Source organism: Leifsonia sp. Leaf336 (assembly GCF_001423695.1).
Lineage (GTDB): Bacteria > Actinomycetota > Actinomycetes > Actinomycetales > Microbacteriaceae > Leifsonia.
This window is the reverse complement of sequence record NZ_LMOZ01000001.1, coordinates 942129-962409: the sequence shown is the minus strand read 5'-3', so window position 1 is coordinate 962409 and position 20281 is coordinate 942129. Positions and strand designations below refer to the sequence as shown.

Below are 20281 nucleotides of genomic sequence, written 5' to 3'. Positions count from 1 at the left end.
GCTGCCCCACGTGCTGGGGTCTCCCGTGGCCACCAGAACCGGCGGGTCAAGTCAGGGCCCTGCGGCACGTCGCATCCCGCTGATCCCGTGCCGCGCTCCGTCACCGGACTCGATCCACGTGTTCCGGATGGTGACGCTCGTCGTCGTGGCAGCGGCCGCAGGCTTCGTTCTGAGCGCTGCCTCGCCGGAACCGGACGCTTCCGACTACGTGACGATCACGAGCCCGTCGAGGATCCTCGACGTGGGCGCCGACGGGACGCCGGGCCCGACCCTCACCGGCGAGGCCGGCTACAGTTTCGGACCCTCACCTTCCGATTCGAGTCCCACACCCACACCGAGTCCCACGCCGGGCGGGACCATCATCGGCGGTGCCGCCTACCATGCCGGACCCGCGCTTTCCGGCTCGAGTCGCACACCCCGTGGCTCACCCACCGTATGGTCCGCGGTGACCGTCGACCGTCACGCTGTCTGCGACGACGACGGAGCGGCCGCCGGCAGCAAATGCAATTACACGCAGATAGCGATGGACTTCACCGAGACAGGCGGCCAGTTCGCTGCATCGTGGAGCTTCTTCATCGCAGCCTCCGTTTTCCCATCATCGATCGACGGCCTGCACACATTCAGCGTCGAACTCCATATCGTCGGTGCCGACGGAACCGACACGACACGGTCTGACAGCAAGCGAATCAGGGTCGTGCCGCCGGGTCAGCTCGAGACGGCACCGAGCAGCCCGGCGCAGGGAACGCCCTCGCCCTCTCCGACGCCATCGACGCCTGCAGCCATCACGGAGGTCAGACCTCCCGGCGGACACACCGCGTCCGAGCTCGCCACCGGGAGGCCAGACGCAGACTCCGTCTACACCGCGTTGACTCCGGTTCAGCGGGTTCGCATGACGGCGACATCTGCGGTCATTCTGGCCGCGGTCACTCTGATTCTGCTGCTCCTGATCGGATTCCCTGGCGTCTTGATCGAGTCGACCGTCTCGAAACACTACGACGAGTTGTTCCCGTGGGTGAAACGCCGCCGTGAGAACGCGACCCGCCCGGGCAGCCCCGCGAAAGTCGCAACGTGGATCACGGTCACGCTCGGTGTCGCGCTCGCATCGATCATCTCCGGCTTCGTGGATCCTCAATTCGGTCTCAATCTCGGGTCCGCCCGCGTACTCCTCAGCTCGGCGGCGGTGTTCATCGTTCTCTCCGTCATCGGATGGCTGGTCGTCGAGCGGGTGATCCACTCCACAGACCCGGCGTTGAAGCCGTCGATCGAGTTCAAATGGCTCTCGCTCCTCGTCGTCATTCTCGCGGTGCTGCTTTCACGGTTGACAGGGTTCGAACCCGGGATCGTCTTCGGTCTCGTCGTCGGCCTGTCATTCGGCGCCTCGCTGAGCACTGTTCAGAGCGCACGCACAGTCCTCGTCGGCGTTGCCTATGCGTTCATGCTCGGGCTCGGCAGCTGGCTGGCATACTCGGCGCTGAAGCCGGCCATCGGCAGCCGGCCGGGCGTGGTTTCACAGTTCGCCTGCGACCTGCTGGCCGGTCTGGCGGTCGCCGGACTGTCGACTCTGCCTGTGGCGCTCCTGCCGATCACCGGGCTCGGCGGGGCGGCCGTCTTCCGATGGAACCGGTGGATCTGGGCTCTCGTCTATGCGGCAGGTCTCGCGACGTTTTTCGTCGTTCTCATGCCTCTGCCGCAAGCATGGGGTGAAGTCTCTCTCGCCCTCGCCGTGTGGGTGGCCCTCTATGCAGGTTTCGCATGCGGAGCAGTCACCTTCTGGGCGTTCTTCCGGATCAAAGACGGCCGGCAAACCATCACCGCGGCACGACGCGGACGATAACTGCAGGGTCCTGAGCGCCCCCGCGCGCATCGCCGCTAGGCTCGCACCGTGAGAATCACGTCCATCACGGGGAAGATCATCTACATCGTGGGCGCCTTGGGCTTGATCCTGGCGCTCAACTTCTTCGTGATCGACCGGCTCGTGAACGCGGCGCTGGACGTGCTGGTCGTCGCCGTGCTCAACGTCGCCTACGTGCTGGTCGGCACGCGCACCTTCCGCGGCGCCGAGGAGAACCGCGAGGACCCGCGCCCCTGGTGGCGCGCCACCGCGAGGCCCGCGGCCGGCTTCTGGCTGGGCGCGGTGCTCGGGGTCCTCGCCTTCATCTCGTGCGTCGGCGCGCTCGCGAGCAAGCCGGAGACGGCGTTCGTGCCCGCCGTCGCGTGCATCGTCTACGCGGTGCTCGCTTCGTACTACCTGCACTCCTCGTACCGGCTGCGCACGCTCGACACCGCGCCGTAACGTCACGCCTCCGTCGACGGTCAGCCGACGGGCGCCTGCTCCTCGAAGCGCGCCACGAGCTCCCGCTTGAGCACCTTGCCGCTCGGGCCGAGCGGTAGCACTTCGAGGATCTCCACCCGCCGCGGGAACTTGTACGCCGCGACCCGCTCCTGCGCGAAGGCGACCAGTTCGTCCGGGGAGGCCTCAGAGCCCGGCATCAGCGTCACCGCCGCCATGATCTCCTGGCCGTGCGTCTCGTGCGCGACACCGAACACGGCCACGAGCGCGACGGCGGGATGGGTAGAGAGCACCTCCTCCACTTCGCGCGGGTACACGTTGTAGCCGTTGCGCACGATCATGTCCTTCTTGCGGTCGACGATCGTGATGTAGTCGTCGTCGCTCTTCGTGCCCAGGTCGCCGGTGCGGAACCAGCCGTCGACCATCGCCTCGGCGTTCGCCTCCGGGAGGTTGAGGTAGCCCTTCATCAGGTTGTGGCCGCGCACCACGATCTCGCCGAGCTCGCCGCGCGGCAGCAGTCGGATCGCGTCGTCGACCTCCGCATCGGCGATCTCGACATCCACGCCCCAGATCGGCTGGCCGACGGTGCCGACGCGCGTCGGCCTCCCGCGGTGATTGAACGACGCGACCGGCGAGGTCTCCGTGAGGCCGTAGCCCTCGTGCACGTCGATGCCGTAGACCTCCTTCATGCGCTCGATGACGGCGACCGGGATGGCGGCCCCGCCGCTCATGCCGTAGCGCAGCGGGGGCCGCTCGGGGTTGGTCTTGGCGGCCTCCAGCAGCGCGATGTACATCGTGGGCACGCCGGTCATGACGGTGCACTGGTGCGCGTTCAGCAGTTGGAGCGCCGTCGCCGGGTCGAACTTCGGCACCAGCACCACCGCGGCTCCGGCGCGGAAGCCCATGTTCATGACGCAGGTCTGGCCGAACGTGTGGAAGAGGGGGAGGCAGCCGAGGATGCGGTCGGTCGGCTCGAGGTCGAGCGTGGTGCTGAGCAGCACGTTCACCTGCTCGACGAGCGAGAAGTGGCAGCCCTCTGCACCCTTCGGCTTGCCTGTGGTGCCGCTCGTGTAGAGGATCGTCGCGGTGTCGATCGGATGCCGGGGAACGTAGGTCACGACCGGCTCCGCCTGCGCTGCCAGCTCCTCCAGTCGCGGAAACGGCAGCTGCTCGACCAGGTCGTCGGGAACCAGCACCGAGAGCGTGTCGATGCCGGCGAGCGCCGCACCCTTCGCCCCCTCGGCCAGCAGCGGCGCCGCGCAGATCAGGAGCTTCGAACCGGAATCGCGCAGCACGTACTCGATCTCGCCGGCCTTGAGCAGGGCGTGGATAGGAACGACGACCGCGCCGAGCGCGAGGACGCCGTAGTACGCGCGCGGGAAGTCCGGCACGTTCGGGATCATCAACGCGACCTTGTCGCCAGGGCCGACGCCGAGATCGCGCAGTGCGCCCGCGTAGCTGCGGGTCTGGTCCCAGAGGTCGCCGTAGGCGATCTCCTGGCCGTTGAAGATCAACGCCACGTTGTCGGGCATCCGGTGCGCGGTCTCGGCCAGGATGCTGGCGACGGACATGGTGGCGTAGCCGTGAGGCATGGGGGGCTCCTTCGTCGACGTTGACGACCCGTTCGGGTTGAGGGAAACGTACGTCACGGTGCGTGCGCTCCGCAACGCCCCCGTCCGCGTCAGAACCGGCGTCAGGCGCCGAGGATGGAGCGGAGGGTGGCGGTGTAGTCCTCGAAGGCGCGACGGCCGGCGGTGGTGAGTGCGAGGTAGGTGACGGGCACGCGCCCGCGATGGGCCTTCTCGACCTCCACGTACCCGGCGTCTTCCAGCTTGCGGAGGTGGGTGGCGAGGTTGCCCGCGGTGAGGTCGAGCAGCTCCTGCAACCGGGGAAACGACATGCTGCCGCCGTCCGGGACGGTCGCCAGGGTGGCGGTGATCTTGAGTCGGGCCGCCGCGTGGATGACCGGGTCGAGCTCGTCCACGCGGGTCACCGCCGCGACTGCGGTGCGCGCAGCGTGCCGAGGGTGATCACCGCGCCGGCGCCGAAGACGACCCCGCCCGCGATCGCCATGAGCAGGAGGTTCGGCCCGAGGCCGAGGAACGGCGCGACCGAGCCCACCACGAGGAGGGCGAGCCCCAGCGCGAGCTGCAGCCGGTCGCCCCAGATCGCGGCGCCCGCGAGGTAGAGCGTGCCGCACATCAGCGCGTAGGCGCTCGGGAAGTAGACGCCGGCGAGCTCCCCCGGCATCCCCTGTGCGATCAGTCCGATGCCCACGAGCGCGAACGCGACGGAGCACACCGACCAGGAGATGCCGTCGACGGTGCCCGCGAACTGGGACTCCCCGCGCACCCCGCGCCCGATCCGCGAGCCGATGACGGCGGAGGCCACGATCGACCCGACGATGAGCACGCCGAAGACGATGCCGGCGGCCGTCGGCGCGAAGACGCCGAGCTGGGCGAGGTAGAGGGCGAGGAACCCGATCAGCCAGGCCACCGCCCAGACGGTGTAGAGCCAGACGACGGGGAGGCGGTGCCCACGGTCGACGCGGCGCTGCTGACCGTCGATCAGGTCGAGCATCTCCCGGGCGTCTCCGGACATGTTCTCGTTCATGCTGACTTTGTAACACAAAGTACTCTGCACGCGCAAGAGATTTGCGGAACACGAAACGGATAGACTGGAGGGCTCATGTCCACTTCGGTCGCCCTCCCCCGCATCGCCTTCCCTCCCGAGCTGCCCGTCAGCCAGAAGCGCGACGAGATCGCGCGCGCCATCCGCGAGAACCAGGTCGTGATCGTCGCCGGCGAGACCGGCTCGGGCAAGACGACCCAGCTGCCGAAGATCTGCCTCGAACTCGGCCGCGAGAGCATCGGGCACACCCAGCCGCGGCGGCTCGCGGCCCGCACGATCGCCGAGCGCATCGCCGAGGAGCTCGGCCAGAACGTCGGCGACCTGGTCGGCTACCAGGTGCGCTTCACCGACCGCGTGTCGAAGGCGACCCGGATCAAGCTGATGACCGACGGCATCCTGCTCAACGAGATCCACCGTGACCGACTGCTGCGCAAGTACGACACGATCATCATCGACGAGGCGCACGAGCGCAGCCTCAACATCGACTTCCTCCTCGGCTACCTCCGCGAGCTGCTGCCGAAGCGGCCCGACCTCAAGCTGATCATCACCTCCGCCACCATCGACCCGCAGAGCTTCGCCGCGCATTTCGCCGCCGCCGACGGCACCCCCGCTCCGATCGTGGAGGTCTCCGGCCGCACGTTCCCTGTCGAGATCCGCTACCGGCCGCTCGTCGCCGAGGCGATGGAGGCCGACGACGACGATGAACCGGATCCGGTTCCGTCGGCCGACCGCGACTACCTCCAGGGCATCAACGACGCGCTCGACGAGCTCGCCAGGGAGGCAGCGGGCGACGTGCTCGTGTTCCTCTCGGGCGAGACCGAGATCCGCGACGCCGCCGACGCCATCCGCGGCCGCAGCCTCCCCGGCACCGAAGTGCTGCCGCTCTACGGCCGGCTCTCGTCGGCGGAGCAGCACCGCGTCTTCCAGCCATCCTCGATGCCGGGGGTCCGCCGACGCGTCGTCCTCGCCACCAACGTGGCCGAGACCAGCCTGACGGTGCCGGGCATCAAGTACGTGGTCGACGCGGGCACCGCCCGCATCAGCCGCTACTCGACGCGCGCCAAGGTGCAGCGCCTCCCGATCGAGGCGATCTCGCAGGCCAGCGCCAACCAGCGATCCGGCCGGTCCGGACGCACCAGCGACGGGATCGCGATCCGGCTCTACTCGCAGGAGGACTACGAGAAGCGCCCCGAGTACACCGAGCCGGAGATCCTGCGCACCAACCTCGCCGCGGTCATCCTGCAGATGATCTCGCTCGGCCTCGGCGACATCGCCGCGTTCCCGTTCCTGACACCTCCGGATTCGCGCGGCATCAAAGACGGGCTCGACCTGCTCGCGGAGCTCGGCGCCATCACCACGAAGAACGGCGAGAACGCGCTCACGAAGGTGGGGAGGTCGCTCGCCCAGCTGCCGATCGACCCGCGGTTCGCGCGCATGGTCGTCGAGTCCAAGCGGCACAACACCTCCCGGGAGGTCATGGCGATCGTCGCCGGCCTCACGATCCAGGACGTTCGCGAGCGGCCCGTCGAGAAGCGCGGCAGCGCCGACGAGAAGCACGCCCGCTTCGTCGATCCCACCAGCGACTTCCTCACGCTGCTCAACCTCTGGAACTACCTGGAGGAGCAGCAGAAGGAGCTGTCCTCCAGCGCGTTCCGGCGGCTGTGCAAGGCCGAGTACCTCAACTTCCTGCGCGTGCGCGAGTGGCAGGACGTCTACCGGCAGCTGCGCCAGCTCGCCCGGCCGCTCGAGCTCACCCTCGCCGAGCCGTCGATCAACCCCGACGGCATCCACCGGTCGCTGCTGGCGGGCCTGCTCTCGCACATCGGGCTCAAAGACCTCCGCGAAAGCGGCAACAAGGGCTCCGCACGCGGCCAGCGGCAGTCCGAGTACCTCGGTGCCCGCCAGACCCGGTTCGTGATCTTCCCGGGGTCGGCACTGGCCAAGAAGCAGCCGAACGCGATCATGTCCGCCGAGCTCGTGGAGACCTCCCGGCTCTTCGCCCGGATGAACGCGACCATCGACCCGGCCTGGGCCGAGCCGATCGCCGGCGACCTCTGCAAGCGGCAGTACAGCGAGCCGCACTGGGAGAAGAGCCAGGGCGCGGTCGTCGCGTACGAGCGGGTCACGCTGTACGGCGTCCCGATCATCCCACGGCGGCGCGTGCAGTACGCGCGCATCGACGCCGAGCTGTCGCGCGAGCTGTTCATCCGCCACGCACTCGTCGACGGCGAGTGGGACTCGCGGCAGGCGTTCGACCGCGCCAACCGCAAACTGCTCGCCGAGCTGCGCGAGCTGGAGGAGCGCACGCGCCGCCGTGACATCCTCAACGACGACGAGGCCGTTTTCGAGTTCTACGATGCCCGTATCCCGGCCGACGTGGTCTCGACGCGGTCGTTCGAGGGCTGGTGGAAGAAGGCGCGGAACGAGACGCCCGACCTTCTGACGATGACCCCGGAGGCGCTGCTCGAAGACGACGCGGCCGGGATCGACGAGGAGGCCTTCCCGCCGGTGTGGCGGCAAGGCGACCAGAGACTCACGCTGCGCTACCGCTTCGAGCCGGGCGCTGAGGACGACGGAGTGACCGTGCAGGTGCCGCTCGCCCTGCTGGCCGGGCTCGTGCCCGACGGCTTCGACTGGCAGGTGCCGGGGCTCCGCCAGGAGCTGGTCACTGCGATGATCAAGTCGCTGCCCAAGGCGATCCGCCGCCAGGTCGTGCCCGCCGCCGACTGGGCCAAGCGCCTGCTCGGCGAGCTGGCGGGAGCTGCCGGCATGGAGGCCCACGACGGCCGCAAGCCGGCGGCCTCCCTCGCCGACACCCTGGCGGCGACCATCTCGCGGCAGACGGGATCCCGGGTCACCGGCGCGGACTTCGACCTCGACCGGCTCCCGGCCCACCTGCGGCCGACGTTCCAGGTAATCGGCGAGCGCGGGCGTCCGCTCGCGAGCGGCAAAGACCTCGCCGCCCTGCAGGAGCGGCTGCGTTCGCGCGCCCGCGACTCGGTCGCCCGCGTCGCGGAGGCGCGCATGCCCGACGCCATCGAGCGATCCGGGCTCACCACCTGGGACCTCGACGAGCTGCCCCGTCACCTCGACACGACCCAGAGGGGCCCGAACGGCACGACCAACACCATCCGGGCCTACCCGGCGCTCGTCGACGACGGCGCGAGCGTCAGCGTCCGGCTGATGTCGACGCCCGCCGAGCAGGCGCGCGCCCTGCCGGGCGGGGTCAGGAGGCTGCTGCTGGCGAGCGTCCCCTCTCCGGTCGCGTACGTGCAGCAGCACCTCACCGCCAACGAGAAGCTGACACTCGCGGCCAGCCCGTATCCGAACACCAAGGCGCTGTTCGACGACTGCCTGCTCGCCGTCGTGGACTCGGTGCTCTATCGGATGAAGCCCGACGGCCAGCTGTTCATGAGGGCGGAGTTCGAGGCGGTCCGCGACCGGGTGTCCGGCGTCGTCATGGACTCGATGTTCGAGACGGTCGCGCTGGTCACGCGCATCCTCACGGCAGCGCGGGCGGCGGAGAAGGCGATCGGCGGCACGACCTCGCTCGTGTACCTCCCCTCGCTGAACGACGCCAAGACCCAGCTGGCCGGCCTGGTCTGGGCTGATAAAAGCGGAGGGCCGGGTTTCGTGTCGGCCACAGGCCTGGAGCAGCTCAAGCACCTCCCCCGCTACCTGAACGGCATCACGCAGCGCATGCAGGCGCTGCCGACGAACCCCGGCCGCGACCGCGCCTGGCAGACCCAGGTCGAGACCGCGACCGCGCTCTACGCGGAGGCCGGCGGCCGGATTCCGCCGGCGCCGCACACCCCGGAGAACCTCGTGCACGCGCGCTGGATGCTGGAGGAGTTCCGCGTCTCGCTCTTCGCGCAGTCGCTCGGAACGGCCGAGACGGTGTCGATCCAGCGCATCCGCAAGGTGCTCGGCGGCTAGGTCGCGGCACGGCTAGGTCTCGCGGCGGCTAGACCGGGAGGTGGAAGCCTCCGTTGGAGTGGAGGAGCTGGCCGTTCACCCAGCCGCCGGACACCGACAGCAGGAACGCGACCAGGTCCGCGGTGTCCTGCGGGCGGCCGAGGCGGCCGAGCGCGGTCTCGGCGGCGAGCGCTTCGGCGAGGTCGGGCGTCATCCACCCGGTGTCGATCGGCCCCGGATTGACGAGGTTCGCGGTGATCCCGAGGTGCGCGAGCTCGACGGCCGCCGCGATGACGATACGGTCGAGCGCTCCCTTGCTGGCACCGTACGGGAGGTTGTGGGCGGTGTGATCGCTCGTCAGCGCGACGATGCGGCCCATCGCCGGAGCGCCGCCGACCTCCGACGACACTGCCGACGGCTGCGCGTACTGCTCGGCGAACGCCTTGATCAGCAGCCACGTGCCGCGCGAGTTCACGGCGAAGTGCGCGTCGAACGCCTCCACGCTCGTATCGAGCACGCCGCTGTCGACGGAGTGGGCGTGGCTCGCCACGAGCGCCTGGATCGGCCCGAGGCCCGCGCGCACGCGTTCGACGGCGAGCCGGGGCGACTCCGGATGCGAGAGGTCGACGGCCACCGGCAGGGCACGCGCGCCGAGCGCCCGCAGCTCGTCGGCGAAGGCGTCGTGGGCGCGCTCCTGCGCTCCCCACGGCATGGAGGCGTCGTAGTCGTCCCAGAAGGCGAACGCGACGTCCCAGCCCAGGGAGGCCTGATTGCGGGCGATCGCCGCCCCGATCGAGTTCGGGCGGCTGGCGCCCGTGATGAAGACGACGGGGCGGGAGGAGCGGGCGTCGTTGTCCATCCGACGATTCTGCCAGAGGGCGACGACGTGGCGGGACGACGCCCGCTCCGATGACTGATGCGGTGCTACAGCACCTTCGACAGGAAGGCCTGCGTGCGCTGGTGCTGCGGGTTCGCGAGCACCTCACGCGGGTCGCCCGCCTCGACGACCACGCCGCCGTCCATGAAGACCAGCTCGTCCGCGACCTCGCGGGCGAAGCCCATCTCGTGGGTCACGACCACCATCGTCATGCCGGAGGCCGCGAGGCCCTTCATCACGTCGAGCACCTCGCCGACCAGCTCGGGGTCGAGTGCGGAGGTCGGCTCGTCGAACAGCATCAGCTTCGGATCCATCGCGAGCGCACGGGCGATCGCCACGCGCTGCTGCTGGCCGCCGGAGAGCTGCGCCGGGTAGTGGTCGCCCTTCTCCGCCAGCCCCACGCGGGCGAGCAGCTCGTTGCCGCGTTCGACCGCGCGAGCCTTCGGGAGGCCCTTCACCCGGATCGGCGCCTCGATGATGTTCTCGAGCGCCGTCATGTGCGGGAACAGGTTGAACCGCTGGAACACCATGCCGATGTCCTGTCGCTGGCGTGCGGCCTCCTTGGGCTTCAGCTCGTACAGCTTGTCGCCGTGCTGGCGGTAACCGACCACCTGGCCGTCGACGGACAGCCGGCCGGCGTCCACGCGCTCCAGGTGGTTGATGCAGCGGAGGAAGGTGGACTTGCCGGAGCCCGACGGCCCGATGATGCAGAGCACCTCTCCCGGCCGCACCGACAGCGAGATCGACTTGAGCACCTCGTTGGAGCCGAAGCTCTTCGAGACGCCCTCGGCGAGGACCATCGGCGTGACACCGGCCCTCGAAGTTGCGTCGGTCATCCCTTGCCTCCCAGGTCGTTGCCGTCGGGTGCGCCGGCCGCCGGCAGCGCGCCCGTGGCAAGCGCCGGCTCCTTGTTGTCGGGTCGCCGCATGTTGACGCCGCGCGAGAACCGCTTCTCGAGGAAGTACTGGCCGATCATCAGGATGGAGGTGAACAGCAGGTACCAGAGCGAGGCGACGATCAGCAGCGGGATCGGCGTGTAGGTGACCGCGGAGATGTCGCGGGCGACACCGTAGAGGTCGGTGGTCAGCGGGATGGCCGCGACGAGCGAGGTGGTCTTCAGCATCGAGATGACCTCGTTGCCCGTCGGCGGGATGATCACACGCATGGCCTGCGGGATGACGATGCGGGTCATCGTCTGCCACCACGACATGCCGAGAGCGGTCGCCGCCTCCTCCTGCCCGGAGTCGACCGAGAGCAGGCCGGCGCGCACGATCTCGGCCATGTACGCGGCTTCGTTGAGCGCCAGGCCGATGATCGCGATGATGAACGCGTTCTGCATGAAGCCCAGGTCGAGCGTCAGACCGAAGTCGGTCCACGGCACACCGAGGAAGACGTGCGGGTAGATCAGCGAGAACAGTCCCCAGAACACCAGCTGCACGTACACAGGGGTGCCGCGGAAGATCCAGAGGTAGAGCCAGGCCACCGATTTGACGACCGGGTTCGGCGACAGCCGCATCACGGCCAGGATCAGACCGAGGATGACGCCGATGATCATCGAGTAGATCGTCAACTGGAGGGTCACGAGCGCAGCAGCACTGATGCGCTTGTCGAAGACGTACTTGCCGACGTACTGCCAGCCGTAGGCCGATCGCTGGGAGGCGTCGATGACGAACCAGACGACCAGCAGGATGAGGACGATCGCTATGACGATGCGCCAGGGGTGACGCAGCTTGACCGCTTTGATCGGCTCGGACGGCGGGGCGCCGGCCGGCGACGGGACGGATCCCGTCGCCGGACCGGCCGGGTTGCCCTGCGACATCAGGTCAGCCCTTCGAGGCCGCGTTGATGTCCGCGGTGGTGACGCTGCCGTCGGCCACGCCCCACTTGTCGAGGATCTTCTTGTAGGTGCCGTCGTCGATGAGCGCCTGGATGGTCTTCTGGAGCACCGGGGTCAGGTCGGAGTTCTTGGCGACCGGGATGCCGTAGGGCGCGACGTCGAACGTCTTGCCGGCCTCCTGAAGCTTGCCGTTGGACTTCGAGATCGCGTAAAGCGTGACGGGCGAGTCGGCGCTCAGGGCGTCGGCCTTGCCGAGGATGACCGCGTTGGTCGCGTCGTCCTGGTTGTCGTAGCGCAGCGCCTGGATGGCCGGCTTGCCGGCGTCGGTGCAGGCCTTCGACTTGGCGGGGACCTCGTCGGTGTCCTCGTAGGTCGTGGACTGGACGGCGACCTTCATGCCGCAGGCGTTGTCGGGGACGACGGTCTTGCCCTTGGCGGAGGCCCAGAGGATGCCGGCGTTGTAGTAGTTGACGAAGTCGACCTGCTTCTCGCGCTCGACCGTGTCGGTGAAGGACGACATTCCGAAGTCGTCCTTTCCGCCGGTGACGCTCGGGATGATGTTGTCGAACTTGGCGATCGCGTAGTTGATCTTCAGGCCGAGCTTCGCGCCGATGGCGTTGGTGAAGTCGACCTCCCAGCCGACGGGGTTGCCGTTGTCGTCCTTGTACTCGTTCGGCGGGTACGTGTCGTCCATGCCGACGTTGAGGGTACCGGCCGACTTGATCTTGGAGGGCACGCTGTTCGCCAGGGTGGCGTCCTTCTTCACGTCGAACGCGGCGCTCGACGCTGAGCCGCTCGACGAGGGGGTGGAGTTGTCGACACAACCGGAGAGCGCGAGCGCTGCAACGGCGGCGAGGGCGGCCACGGGGACCACGGATCGGATGCGCATGATGGTAGTTGTCCTTCTTCCTGGTGCAAGGTGTGCAGGAGGGGTAAGGGGAGAATACCCTAGGCCCGATGCAATACACGCATACTAAATCACGCGCGAAACGCCAGTTTTCCTGCAAGTTTCGCAGAGATTTCGTCTTTCTTTGCGCGGAATCCGTCGTCTGCGACGCTGGATGACATCGATTGCACGCGGCGCGACGCGCCGCGCTAGGGTCGGGTCGTGACCCAACCGCAATCCGGTCTGGCCGAATCGGCCCGCGTGGTCGTCACGCGCCCCGACGATCCGCTGGCCGAACCCCTCGTCGAGGAGCTCTCGCGCGAGTACGACGAGCGGTACGGGCTCAACGATGGCATCCCCTCGTCGGCCGAGCTGTCGCGCTACCCGGCCGAGCGGTTCACGGCCGAGGAGGGCGGCACCTTCCTGCTCCTCGTGGACGAGTCGGGCGCGCCCGTCGCCGGCGGGGCCTTCATGCGGGAGGACGACGCGACGGTCGAGGTCAAGCGGGTCTGGACCCATTCCGGCCACCGCCGCCAGGGGCTCGCGAGACGCGTGATGGCCGAGCTGGAGGCCGAGGCGGCCCGCCGCGGCATCAGCACGGTCGTGCTCACGACCGGCGCGCGTCAGCCGGAGGCCGTCGCGCTGTACATCTCGCTCGGCTACTCGCCGCTGTTCGACCTCGACGACGACTGGGAGCGCGTCTCCTACCTGGGGTTCCGTAAAGACCTCTGATACCCGTGTGCTACTGTCCTGAAGCCGGTCATCACCGGCTTCAGGGAAGACGCCTCGTTGACCGTTGGATCGCCGTTCGATCCGGCCACGATCCCGTCGCCTCCTCTGTATCGATCAGAGGAGCTGCACATGCCCGAGTCCCCACGCGCCGTCATCTACTGCGAAGGGCTGTTCGGCGAGCCGGACGGCAAGACCGCGAACGGCCTGGTGCGCTCCTCGGAGAGATACGACATCGTCGCCGTCATCGACAGCACCCGGGCCGGCCAGGACGCCGGCGCATTGCTCGACGGTGTCGCCAACGCCGTCCCCGTGCTCGCGAACCTGGCCGAGGTGATCGACCACCTCCCCTCCGCGCCCGACACGCTCATCGTCGGGATGGCTCCGGCCAGCGGCATGCTCTCCCCCGCCGACCGGCTCGTCCTGCTCGACGGCATCTCCCGAGGGCTGGACATCGTGAACGGCCTGCACGAGTTCCTCGGCGACGACCCCGAGTTCGCCGCCGCCGCAGTGATCGCCGGTGCCACCATCACGGACGTGCGCCGCTCGAAGCCCACAAAGGACCTCCGCTTGTTCACGGGCCGGATCGCGGAGGTCACCTGCCCGCGCATCGCGGTGCTCGGCACCGACGGTGCCATCGGCAAGCGCACCACCACGACCCTCCTGGTCCAGGCGCTCAACGCCCGCGGAGTGCGAGCCGTCATGGTCGGCACCGGGCAGACGGCACTGATCCAGGGCGCCCGCTACGGCGTGGCGCTGGACGCGACCGTGCCGCAGTTCTGCTCGGGCGAGGTCGAGGGCCAGGTGCTCGACGCCTTCGACAACGAGAGCCCCGACGTCATCGTCGTCGAAGGCCAGGGCGCACTGAGCCACCCCGCGTACCTGACCTCGGCCTACATCCTGCGCGGCAGCCGGCCGGAGGCCGTCATCGTGCAGCACGCCCCCGCTCGAACGGTCCTGGACGACTACCCCGCGATCCCGATGCCGTCCGTCGCGAGCGAGATCGCCTTGATCGAGGCTTTCGCCGAGACCCGGGTCATCGGCGTGACGGTCAACCACGAGAACCTGTCCGACAGCCAGCTCGGCGACGCGATCGATCAGCTCGAGCTCGACCTCGGGATCCCGGCTACCGACCCGCTGACCCGGAGCATCGACGAGCTGGTCGCGATGGTGCTGCTCGCGTTCCCCGCCCTCGCGGCGATCGCAGTTCCGCTCGCCGCCGCGAGCTGACCTCTCGGCGCCGATTCGTGACGAAAGCCGCGATTCGTGGCACGAATGCCGATATTCGTCACGAAAGTCGCGCGAGGAGGCTGGCCGCCTCCTTGACGAGGGCGTCGGCCGAGTGGCCGTCGACGTCGTCGAACACCTCGGCGAGCGCCGCGGCCAGCCGGCCGGTGCCCGCGCCGGTCGGGCGCGACTCGAGCACGCGGAGCAGGTCCACCGCGTGCAGCGTCTCGATCGCGATGACCTCCGAGGTCAGGGCGAGCGATCGCTGCAGGAGGCGCAGGGCGAGCGGCGCGTAGGTCGCGTGATCCTCCACCCCTGAGAGCGTCGAGCTGCCCAGCGTCGCCGGCGCCGCCAGCTGACGCACCTCGGCGACCGCGTCGGCGGCCGCATAGAGAAGGAGTCCGGGGACCCGGGTGCGACCTTCCCTGCGTGCGGAGGCGAGCGCGAGCGAGAGGGCGGCGGTGCGACGCTCCGAGGCCTCGGCCACGTGCGCCAGCGCCAGGCGCAGGTTCTCCAGTGCGAGTGCCAGCGGCAGCGCTTGGAAGTTGCCGCCCGAGACGAGCCGGCCGCTCGGGAGGTCGACGACCGGGTTCTCCGAGCGTGCGGCGAGCTCGACCTCCAGCTCGGTGCGCAGTCGGGCGACCGCCTCGCGGAGCGCGCCGTGCAGCTGCGGCGCCGTGCGGAACGCCAGCGGGTCCTGCACGCTCACGACACGGTCGGGAGAGTGGAGGCCGCTGCCGTCGAGGGCCGAGCGGATCGCCCGGGCCGACGCCGCCTGCCCCGCGCCGCCGCGGGCCTCCGCCACCGCGGGCGAGTACGGGCTCAGGTTGCCGGCCGGGCCCGCCGCGCCGACGGCCTCCAGCGACAGCGCCACGACGAGGTCGGCGGCTTCTGCGAGCCGCCGGGCTTCGACCTCGGCCAGCGAGCCGACCCCGATGCTCAGCGCGTTGGCGCTCAACGCGGCAAGGGCTTCGTGCGGAGCGAGTTCGATCGGCTCCAGTCCGGCATCGGCGAGCGCCTGCGCGGCAGGAGCGTCCGCACCATCGCGCAGCACGACCCCGGTGCCGATCACGACGGCGGCGACCTCCGCGAGCGCGGTCAGGTCGGCCGCGCCGACGGAGCCCCGCCCGGGGATCCACGGGGTCACGCCCGCGTTGAGCAGCGCCGCGTAGGCGTCGGCGAGCGCGGGCCGCACGCCCGCGCCGCCTCGGGTGAAGCCGGCGAGCCGGGTCGCGACGACCGCGCGGGCCTCCACCTCGGTCAGGGGTTCGCCGATGCCGCCGCGGTGGTTCGCGATCGTGCGGCGCTGGAACGCCGAGAACTCCGCCGCATCGACGGCGTCGTCGCGCCCCGCGCCCAGGCGGCGGTTGAGTCCGTAGACCGGCTCCCCCGACTCGATCGCGCGCTCGACGACCGCACGGGAGGCGGCGATCCGGTCGCGCGCGGCGGCGTCGAGCACGACCGGCGCACCCTGCGCGATCGCGACGATGTCGGAGACGGTCGGAGGCTGGTCGCCGAAATGGACGTCGCCGCTCGGCCCGGTCATGACGTCAGAAGTCCGCGAGGTTGCGGCGGAGGCCGCCGTCGCCGAGCTCCGAGCGCAGCAGGCCGCGTCGACGCAGGGCCGGTACCAGCCGGTCGAGCGTGCGGTGCACGTTCGCGGGATGCACCTGCCCGGTGAACAGGAACCCGTCGCCGCCGACGGCCTCCCCCAGCTCGCCCAGATGGTCGGCGACCTCGTCGGCGGTGCCGATGATCGCCAGGCCGTCCTTCTTGGCGCGCGTCTGCAGGATCTCCCGCAGCGTCGACCCCGCCGGGGCGGACGACACGAAGTTGTCGAGGGTGCCGCGGTTGCTGTTCGTGGTGATCTCCGGAAGCGGGGCGTCCAGGTCGAACGTCTTGAAGTCGACACCGGTCAGGTAGCTGATCGACTGCAGCTGCTCGTCGATGGCCGCCTGCGTCAGCTCGGCGCGCTCCGCGCGGACGCTCGCGGTCTCCGCGGCGTTCGCGGTCACGATCGGCTGCACCACGAACAGCACCTTGACCGCATCGGCCGGCCGGCCGTTCTCGACGGCGACGGCGCGGATGCTGTCGCGGTACTCGCGCATCCGCTCCGGGGTGGAGGCCAGTGCGAGCACGACATCCGAGTTCTTCCCTGCGAAATCGCGGCCTCGACCCGAAGCGCCCGCCTGCACCATCACCGGCTCCTCGGCGGCGGGCGCCGTGTTCAGCGGCCCGCGCACGCTGAAGAAGCGGCCCTCGTGGTCGATCGTGTGCACTTTGCGGTAGTCGGCGAAGACGCCGCCCTCGACGTCCTCCACGATCGCGTCCGGCTCCCAGCTGCGCCAGAGCTTGCGGACGACCTCCACCCACTCGTCGGCCCGGTCGTAGCGGAGGTCATGCTCGACCTGCTTGTCGAGGCCGTAGTTCTGAGCGGCGAGGTCGGAGCCGCTCGTCACCACGTTGAAGCCGAGGCGACCTCCGGCGAAGTGCTGGAGGGTGCTGAGCAGGCGCGCGGCGGTGAACGGCTCGTAGAAGCTGGCGCTGAGCGTCGGCACGATGCCGAGCCGGCTGGTCGCCCCGAGCAGGTAGGGGACGAGCGGCAGCGGGTCGTGCTTCGGCACGAACCGCGCGGCGGCCAGGTTCACCTCGGCCGAGCCGCCGTAGGTGTCGGGTACAGCCACCCCGTCCTCGATGATGAAGAGGTCGAAGCCTGCGCCCTCGAACGTGCGCGCGGCGTCCTGGTAGACGGGAGGCTGCCTCCAGTCGTAGCCGATGCCGTAGGTGGGGTCGCCCCAGCCCTGGACGCCGAAGCCCGCGCCGAGGAACCAGCCGAAATGTAGGAGTGCCATGGAGTCTCTCTGCTGCGCGCGTCAGTCGACGCCGACGCCGGCGGCGGTCAGCCAGTCGGTGTCGTACGCCTTGGTCAGGTAGTTCGTGCCGCCGTCGGGCGCGATCGCCACGACGATCGAGCCCGGACGCGCTTCGCGGGCCACCCGCAGCGCCGCGGCGACGGCGAGCGCCGACGACGGGCCCAGCAGGAGGGCCTCTTCGGCGGCGAGCCGGCGGAGCGTTCGATACACGACTCCATCCTCGACGGTGTGGACCTCGTCCACCACCTCGGGATCGAAGGTGTCCGGCCAGAAGTCGCGCGGCCACGCGGTGCCGACGCCGTCGACGAGGATGCGACCGGCCGCGCCGCCGCCGTAGGTCGAGCCGGCGGGATTCGCGCCGTGCACCCGGACGGCTCCGCCGCTGACCTCCTTCAGGTAGCGGCCGGTGCCGCTCACGGTGCCGCCGGTGCCGAAGGACGCGACGAAGTGCGTCACCCGGCCGGCCGTCTGCCGCCAGATCTCCGGCCCGGTGCCGCGGTAGTGCGCCTCCGGGTTCGCGGCGTTCGCGAACTGCGCAGGGCGCCACGAGCCGGGGGTCTCCGCGGCGATGCGGTCGGCGACCGCACGCGGGTTGGCGGAATCGTCGGGGCCGGCCTCCCAGTCGGCCTCCACCAGGCGCGCGCCGTAGGCCGCCAGCACCTTGCGCTTCTCGTCGGAGATGTCGCTGGCGTGCACGATGACGACCGGATGGCCGGTGAGCCGGCCGATGAGGGCCAGGCCGATGCCGGTATTGCCGCTGGTCGCCTCCACGATCGTGCCGCCGGGGGTGAGTGCGCCCGCCGCCTCGGCCGTACGAATCATGTTGAGCGCGATGCGGTCCTTCGACGAGCCTCCCGGGTTGCGGCCCTCGAGCTTCACCAGCACGCGGGCCTCGAGACCGGCCGGGAGGGAGTGCAGCTCGACCACCGGGGTGTTGCCGATCAGCGCCGCCGCCGAGTCGCACACCTCGCCCAGCGGGAGGTTCCCGGGGGCGGAGGAGGGGATCAGGTCGAGCGCGGTCATGCAGGAACGATAGACGCGTGCGCGCGGAAGCGCACGGGCTGTGTCGACGTGTTACACCGCGGGGAGCTCGGCCTGCGGTGAACGATCACTCGGCCCCGACCGCCACGGGCCGGGCAGGATCGTTCGACCACGCCGAGAACGAGCCCGGGTACAGCGCGGGAATCGGCAGGCCGGCGGCCTCCATCGCCAGAGCGGCGTGCGCCGCGGTGACACCGGAGCCGCAATAGACGCCAGTGCGCGTGTCCGGGCCGACGCCGAGCGCGGCGAAGTGTTCGGCGAGCCGTTCGCCCGACAGCAGGCGACCGTCCGGACCGATCGTGTCGGCCGTGGGCGCGCTCACGGCGCCGGGGATGTGGCCGGCGCGCGGATCGACGGGCTCGACCTCCCCGCGGAATCGCTCGCCGGCCCGCGCGTCCAACAGCACGCCGTGAGCGGCCACGGCGGCGGCCGAGTCAGCGTCGAGGACAGGCAGCTGACCGTACTCGAGGTGGACGGATCCCGGCGCGACGACCGTCAGGCCGGTCTCCACCGAGCCGCCTGCGGCGATCCAGGCGGCCAGGCCGCCATCGAGGACACGCACGTCTTCGAAGCCGGCGTGCCGCAGCAACCACCAGGCCCGCGCGGCGGAGGTGCCGGAGACATCGTCGTAGACGACGACGGTGTCGCCGTCGTCGAGCCCCCAACCGCGAGCAGCGGTCTGGAGGTCGTCGATCGGCGGCAGCGGATGGCGCCCATCGGTCGGGACGCCGTGACCGGCGAGCTCGGTGTCCAGATCGACGTATACCGCCGACGGAATGTGGCCCTTCGCGAACTCTTCGGCACCGGGCGGTCCGCCCAGCCTCCAGCGCACATCGAGCACCCGCAACGACGACCGCCGCCGGCCGGCGCGGCTCCAGAGGGAATCGGATCCCAGAGCAACGTCCAGCGCGGCGGCGGTGATCAGCGGAGATTTCCGCATCGTCATATCAGTGACCGCTCGACGCCTTCGCGTTCGACTCGTACGACGTGTTGGTCGACTCGAAGAAGTTGACCAGCTCGAGCGTGTCGTTGGCGGTCGCCATCCACTTGGCCGGGTTGGAGACCTTGTACTCGGCCTCGAAGCCCAGCTCCTCCAGACGGCGGTCGGCCAGGTACTTGACGTACTGGTTGATGTAGTTCGCGTTGAGGCCCAGGATGCCGCCGGGCAGGAGGTCGCGGTTGTACTGCTCCTCCATCTCCACGGCGTCCAGGATCATCTGGCGGATCTCGTTCGCGAACTCCGGCGTCTGCAGGTCGGGGTTCTCCTCCAGCACCGTGAGGATCAGGTTGATGCCGAACTTGAGGTGCAGCGACTCGTCGCGCACCACCCAGTCGATCAGCGAGCCGAAGTTGCGCAGCAGGTTGCGCTGACGGAACGACAGCGCCACCATGAAGCCCGAGTAGAACCAGATCCCCTCGAGGATGACGTTGTACGCCACCAGGTTGCGGATGAAGTCCTGCTTGCCCTCGGTCGTCGTGATGTCGAGGGCCTGCTCGGTCATCCGCTTGATGAAGCGGACCTCGAACTCCTCTTTGCGCGCCATCGACGGGATGTCGACATGGGAGTTGTACGCCTGCCCGCGGTCGATCGGGAACGTCTCGAGGACGTACTCGAACGACATGCAGTGGTTCGCCTCCTCCCACATCTGCTTGGCGAGGTAGAGGTGCGCCTCGGCCGCGTTGATGTAGGGGTACACCCCGAATGCAAGCGCCTTGTTCACCAGGAGCTCGTTCGGGTTGAAGTAGCTCATCAGGAAGGTGACCGCGTGACGCTCCTCGTCGGTCATCTTCTTGAAGTCCGCGATGTCTTCACCGAGCTGGATCTCGTTGGGGAACCACGTGTTCGCGACGGCCTGGTCGTAGAGGTCCATCGCCCACTGGTACTTCACCGGCTTGAGCAGAAGGCCCTCTTCGATTCCTGTTCCCAGGATGCCCATCTGTGTGTCTCTTCTCTGTCGTCTACGGCTGCGGGCTT

At 69.5% G+C, this 20281-nt stretch carries 17 protein-coding genes; 5 read left to right on the top strand and 12 right to left on the bottom strand.

From position 1 onward, the window contains the following. Positions 1-127: 127 nt before the first annotated feature. Both ASF88_RS04670 and ASF88_RS04665 read left to right on the top strand, forming a co-directional pair. Positions 128-1834, top strand: coding sequence for a hypothetical protein (locus ASF88_RS04670; RefSeq protein ID WP_055914873.1), 1707 nt, complete (start codon positions 128-130; stop codon positions 1832-1834). Between the two features lie 48 nt (positions 1835-1882). Continuing rightward, positions 1883-2293, top strand: a complete 411-nt coding sequence (locus tag ASF88_RS04665; protein WP_055914870.1) for a hypothetical protein — start codon at positions 1883-1885, stop codon at positions 2291-2293. Positions 2294-2313: 20 nt separating this feature from the next. On the opposite strand, the gene ASF88_RS04660 is transcribed toward ASF88_RS04665, so the two are convergent. The 3 genes from ASF88_RS04660 to ASF88_RS04650 all read right to left on the bottom strand — a co-directional run bounded on the left by ASF88_RS04660 (position 2314) and on the right by ASF88_RS04650 (position 4903). Continuing rightward, positions 2314-3882: a long-chain-fatty-acid--CoA ligase gene (locus ASF88_RS04660; protein WP_055914867.1), complete on the bottom strand. Its 1569-nt coding sequence runs from the start codon at positions 3880-3882 to the stop codon at positions 2314-2316. Positions 3883-3983: 101 nt separating this feature from the next. Then, entirely contained in the window at positions 3984-4274 is a 291-nt protein-coding gene (locus ASF88_RS04655; RefSeq protein WP_055914864.1) for a transcriptional regulator, read from the bottom strand. 5 nt (positions 4275-4279) lie between these two features. Beyond that, positions 4280-4903, bottom strand: coding sequence for a hypothetical protein (locus ASF88_RS04650; protein ID WP_157498235.1), 624 nt, complete (start codon positions 4901-4903; stop codon positions 4280-4282). A gap of 75 nt (positions 4904-4978) precedes the next feature. Here ASF88_RS04650 and hrpA point away from each other — a divergent pair, with 75 nt between their 5' ends. Beyond that, positions 4979-8857 carry an ATP-dependent RNA helicase HrpA gene (hrpA, locus tag ASF88_RS04645; protein WP_055914858.1) on the top strand — a complete coding sequence of 1293 codons (3879 nt, stop codon included), beginning with the start codon at positions 4979-4981 and terminating at the stop codon, positions 8855-8857. 28 nt (positions 8858-8885) lie between these two features. Here the strand turns inward: hrpA and ASF88_RS04640 are convergent, their stop codons facing one another. The 4 genes from ASF88_RS04640 to ASF88_RS04625 all read right to left on the bottom strand — a co-directional run bounded on the left by ASF88_RS04640 (position 8886) and on the right by ASF88_RS04625 (position 12439). Beyond that, positions 8886-9695: an SDR family oxidoreductase gene (locus ASF88_RS04640; protein WP_055914855.1), complete on the bottom strand. Its 810-nt coding sequence runs from the start codon at positions 9693-9695 to the stop codon at positions 8886-8888. A gap of 65 nt (positions 9696-9760) precedes the next feature. Next, a complete protein-coding gene (locus ASF88_RS04635) occupies positions 9761-10549 on the bottom strand; it encodes an amino acid ABC transporter ATP-binding protein (protein ID WP_082518748.1) in 789 nt (262 codons plus the stop codon). Next, entirely contained in the window at positions 10546-11532 is a 987-nt protein-coding gene (locus tag ASF88_RS04630) for an amino acid ABC transporter permease (RefSeq protein ID WP_055914850.1), read from the bottom strand. Before ASF88_RS04630 ends, ASF88_RS04635 begins: the two co-directional genes overlap by 4 nt. 4 nt (positions 11533-11536) lie before the next feature. Then, positions 11537-12439, bottom strand: coding sequence for an ABC transporter substrate-binding protein (locus ASF88_RS04625; RefSeq protein ID WP_200935225.1), 903 nt, complete (start codon positions 12437-12439; stop codon positions 11537-11539). Between the two features lie 219 nt (positions 12440-12658). On the opposite strand from ASF88_RS04625, the gene ASF88_RS04620 reads away from it, so the two are divergent. Then, entirely contained in the window at positions 12659-13168 is a 510-nt protein-coding gene (locus ASF88_RS04620; protein WP_235493279.1) for a GNAT family N-acetyltransferase, read from the top strand. A 129-nt stretch (positions 13169-13297) separates the two neighbouring features. Then, positions 13298-14395, top strand: a complete 1098-nt coding sequence (locus ASF88_RS04615) for a DUF1611 domain-containing protein (protein ID WP_055914846.1) — start codon at positions 13298-13300, stop codon at positions 14393-14395. 58 nt (positions 14396-14453) lie between these two features. Here the strand turns inward: ASF88_RS04615 and ASF88_RS04610 are convergent, their stop codons facing one another. From ASF88_RS04610 to ASF88_RS04590, 5 genes are all read right to left on the bottom strand, one after another. Continuing rightward, positions 14454-15938, bottom strand: a complete 1485-nt coding sequence (locus ASF88_RS04610; protein WP_055914843.1) for an aromatic amino acid lyase — start codon at positions 15936-15938, stop codon at positions 14454-14456. Between the two features lie 4 nt (positions 15939-15942). Then, positions 15943-17244, bottom strand: coding sequence for an NtaA/DmoA family FMN-dependent monooxygenase (locus ASF88_RS04605; protein ID WP_055914840.1), 1302 nt, complete (start codon positions 17242-17244; stop codon positions 15943-15945). 21 nt (positions 17245-17265) lie between these two features. Beyond that, positions 17266-18288: a PLP-dependent cysteine synthase family protein gene (locus tag ASF88_RS04600; RefSeq protein ID WP_055914837.1), complete on the bottom strand. Its 1023-nt coding sequence runs from the start codon at positions 18286-18288 to the stop codon at positions 17266-17268. Positions 18289-18373: 85 nt separating this feature from the next. Then, positions 18374-19252: a sulfurtransferase gene (locus ASF88_RS04595; protein ID WP_055914834.1), complete on the bottom strand. Its 879-nt coding sequence runs from the start codon at positions 19250-19252 to the stop codon at positions 18374-18376. A gap of 1 nt (position 19253) precedes the next feature. Then, a complete protein-coding gene (locus ASF88_RS04590) occupies positions 19254-20243 on the bottom strand; it encodes a ribonucleotide-diphosphate reductase subunit beta (RefSeq protein ID WP_055914831.1) in 990 nt (329 codons plus the stop codon). Positions 20244-20281 lie beyond the last annotated feature (38 nt).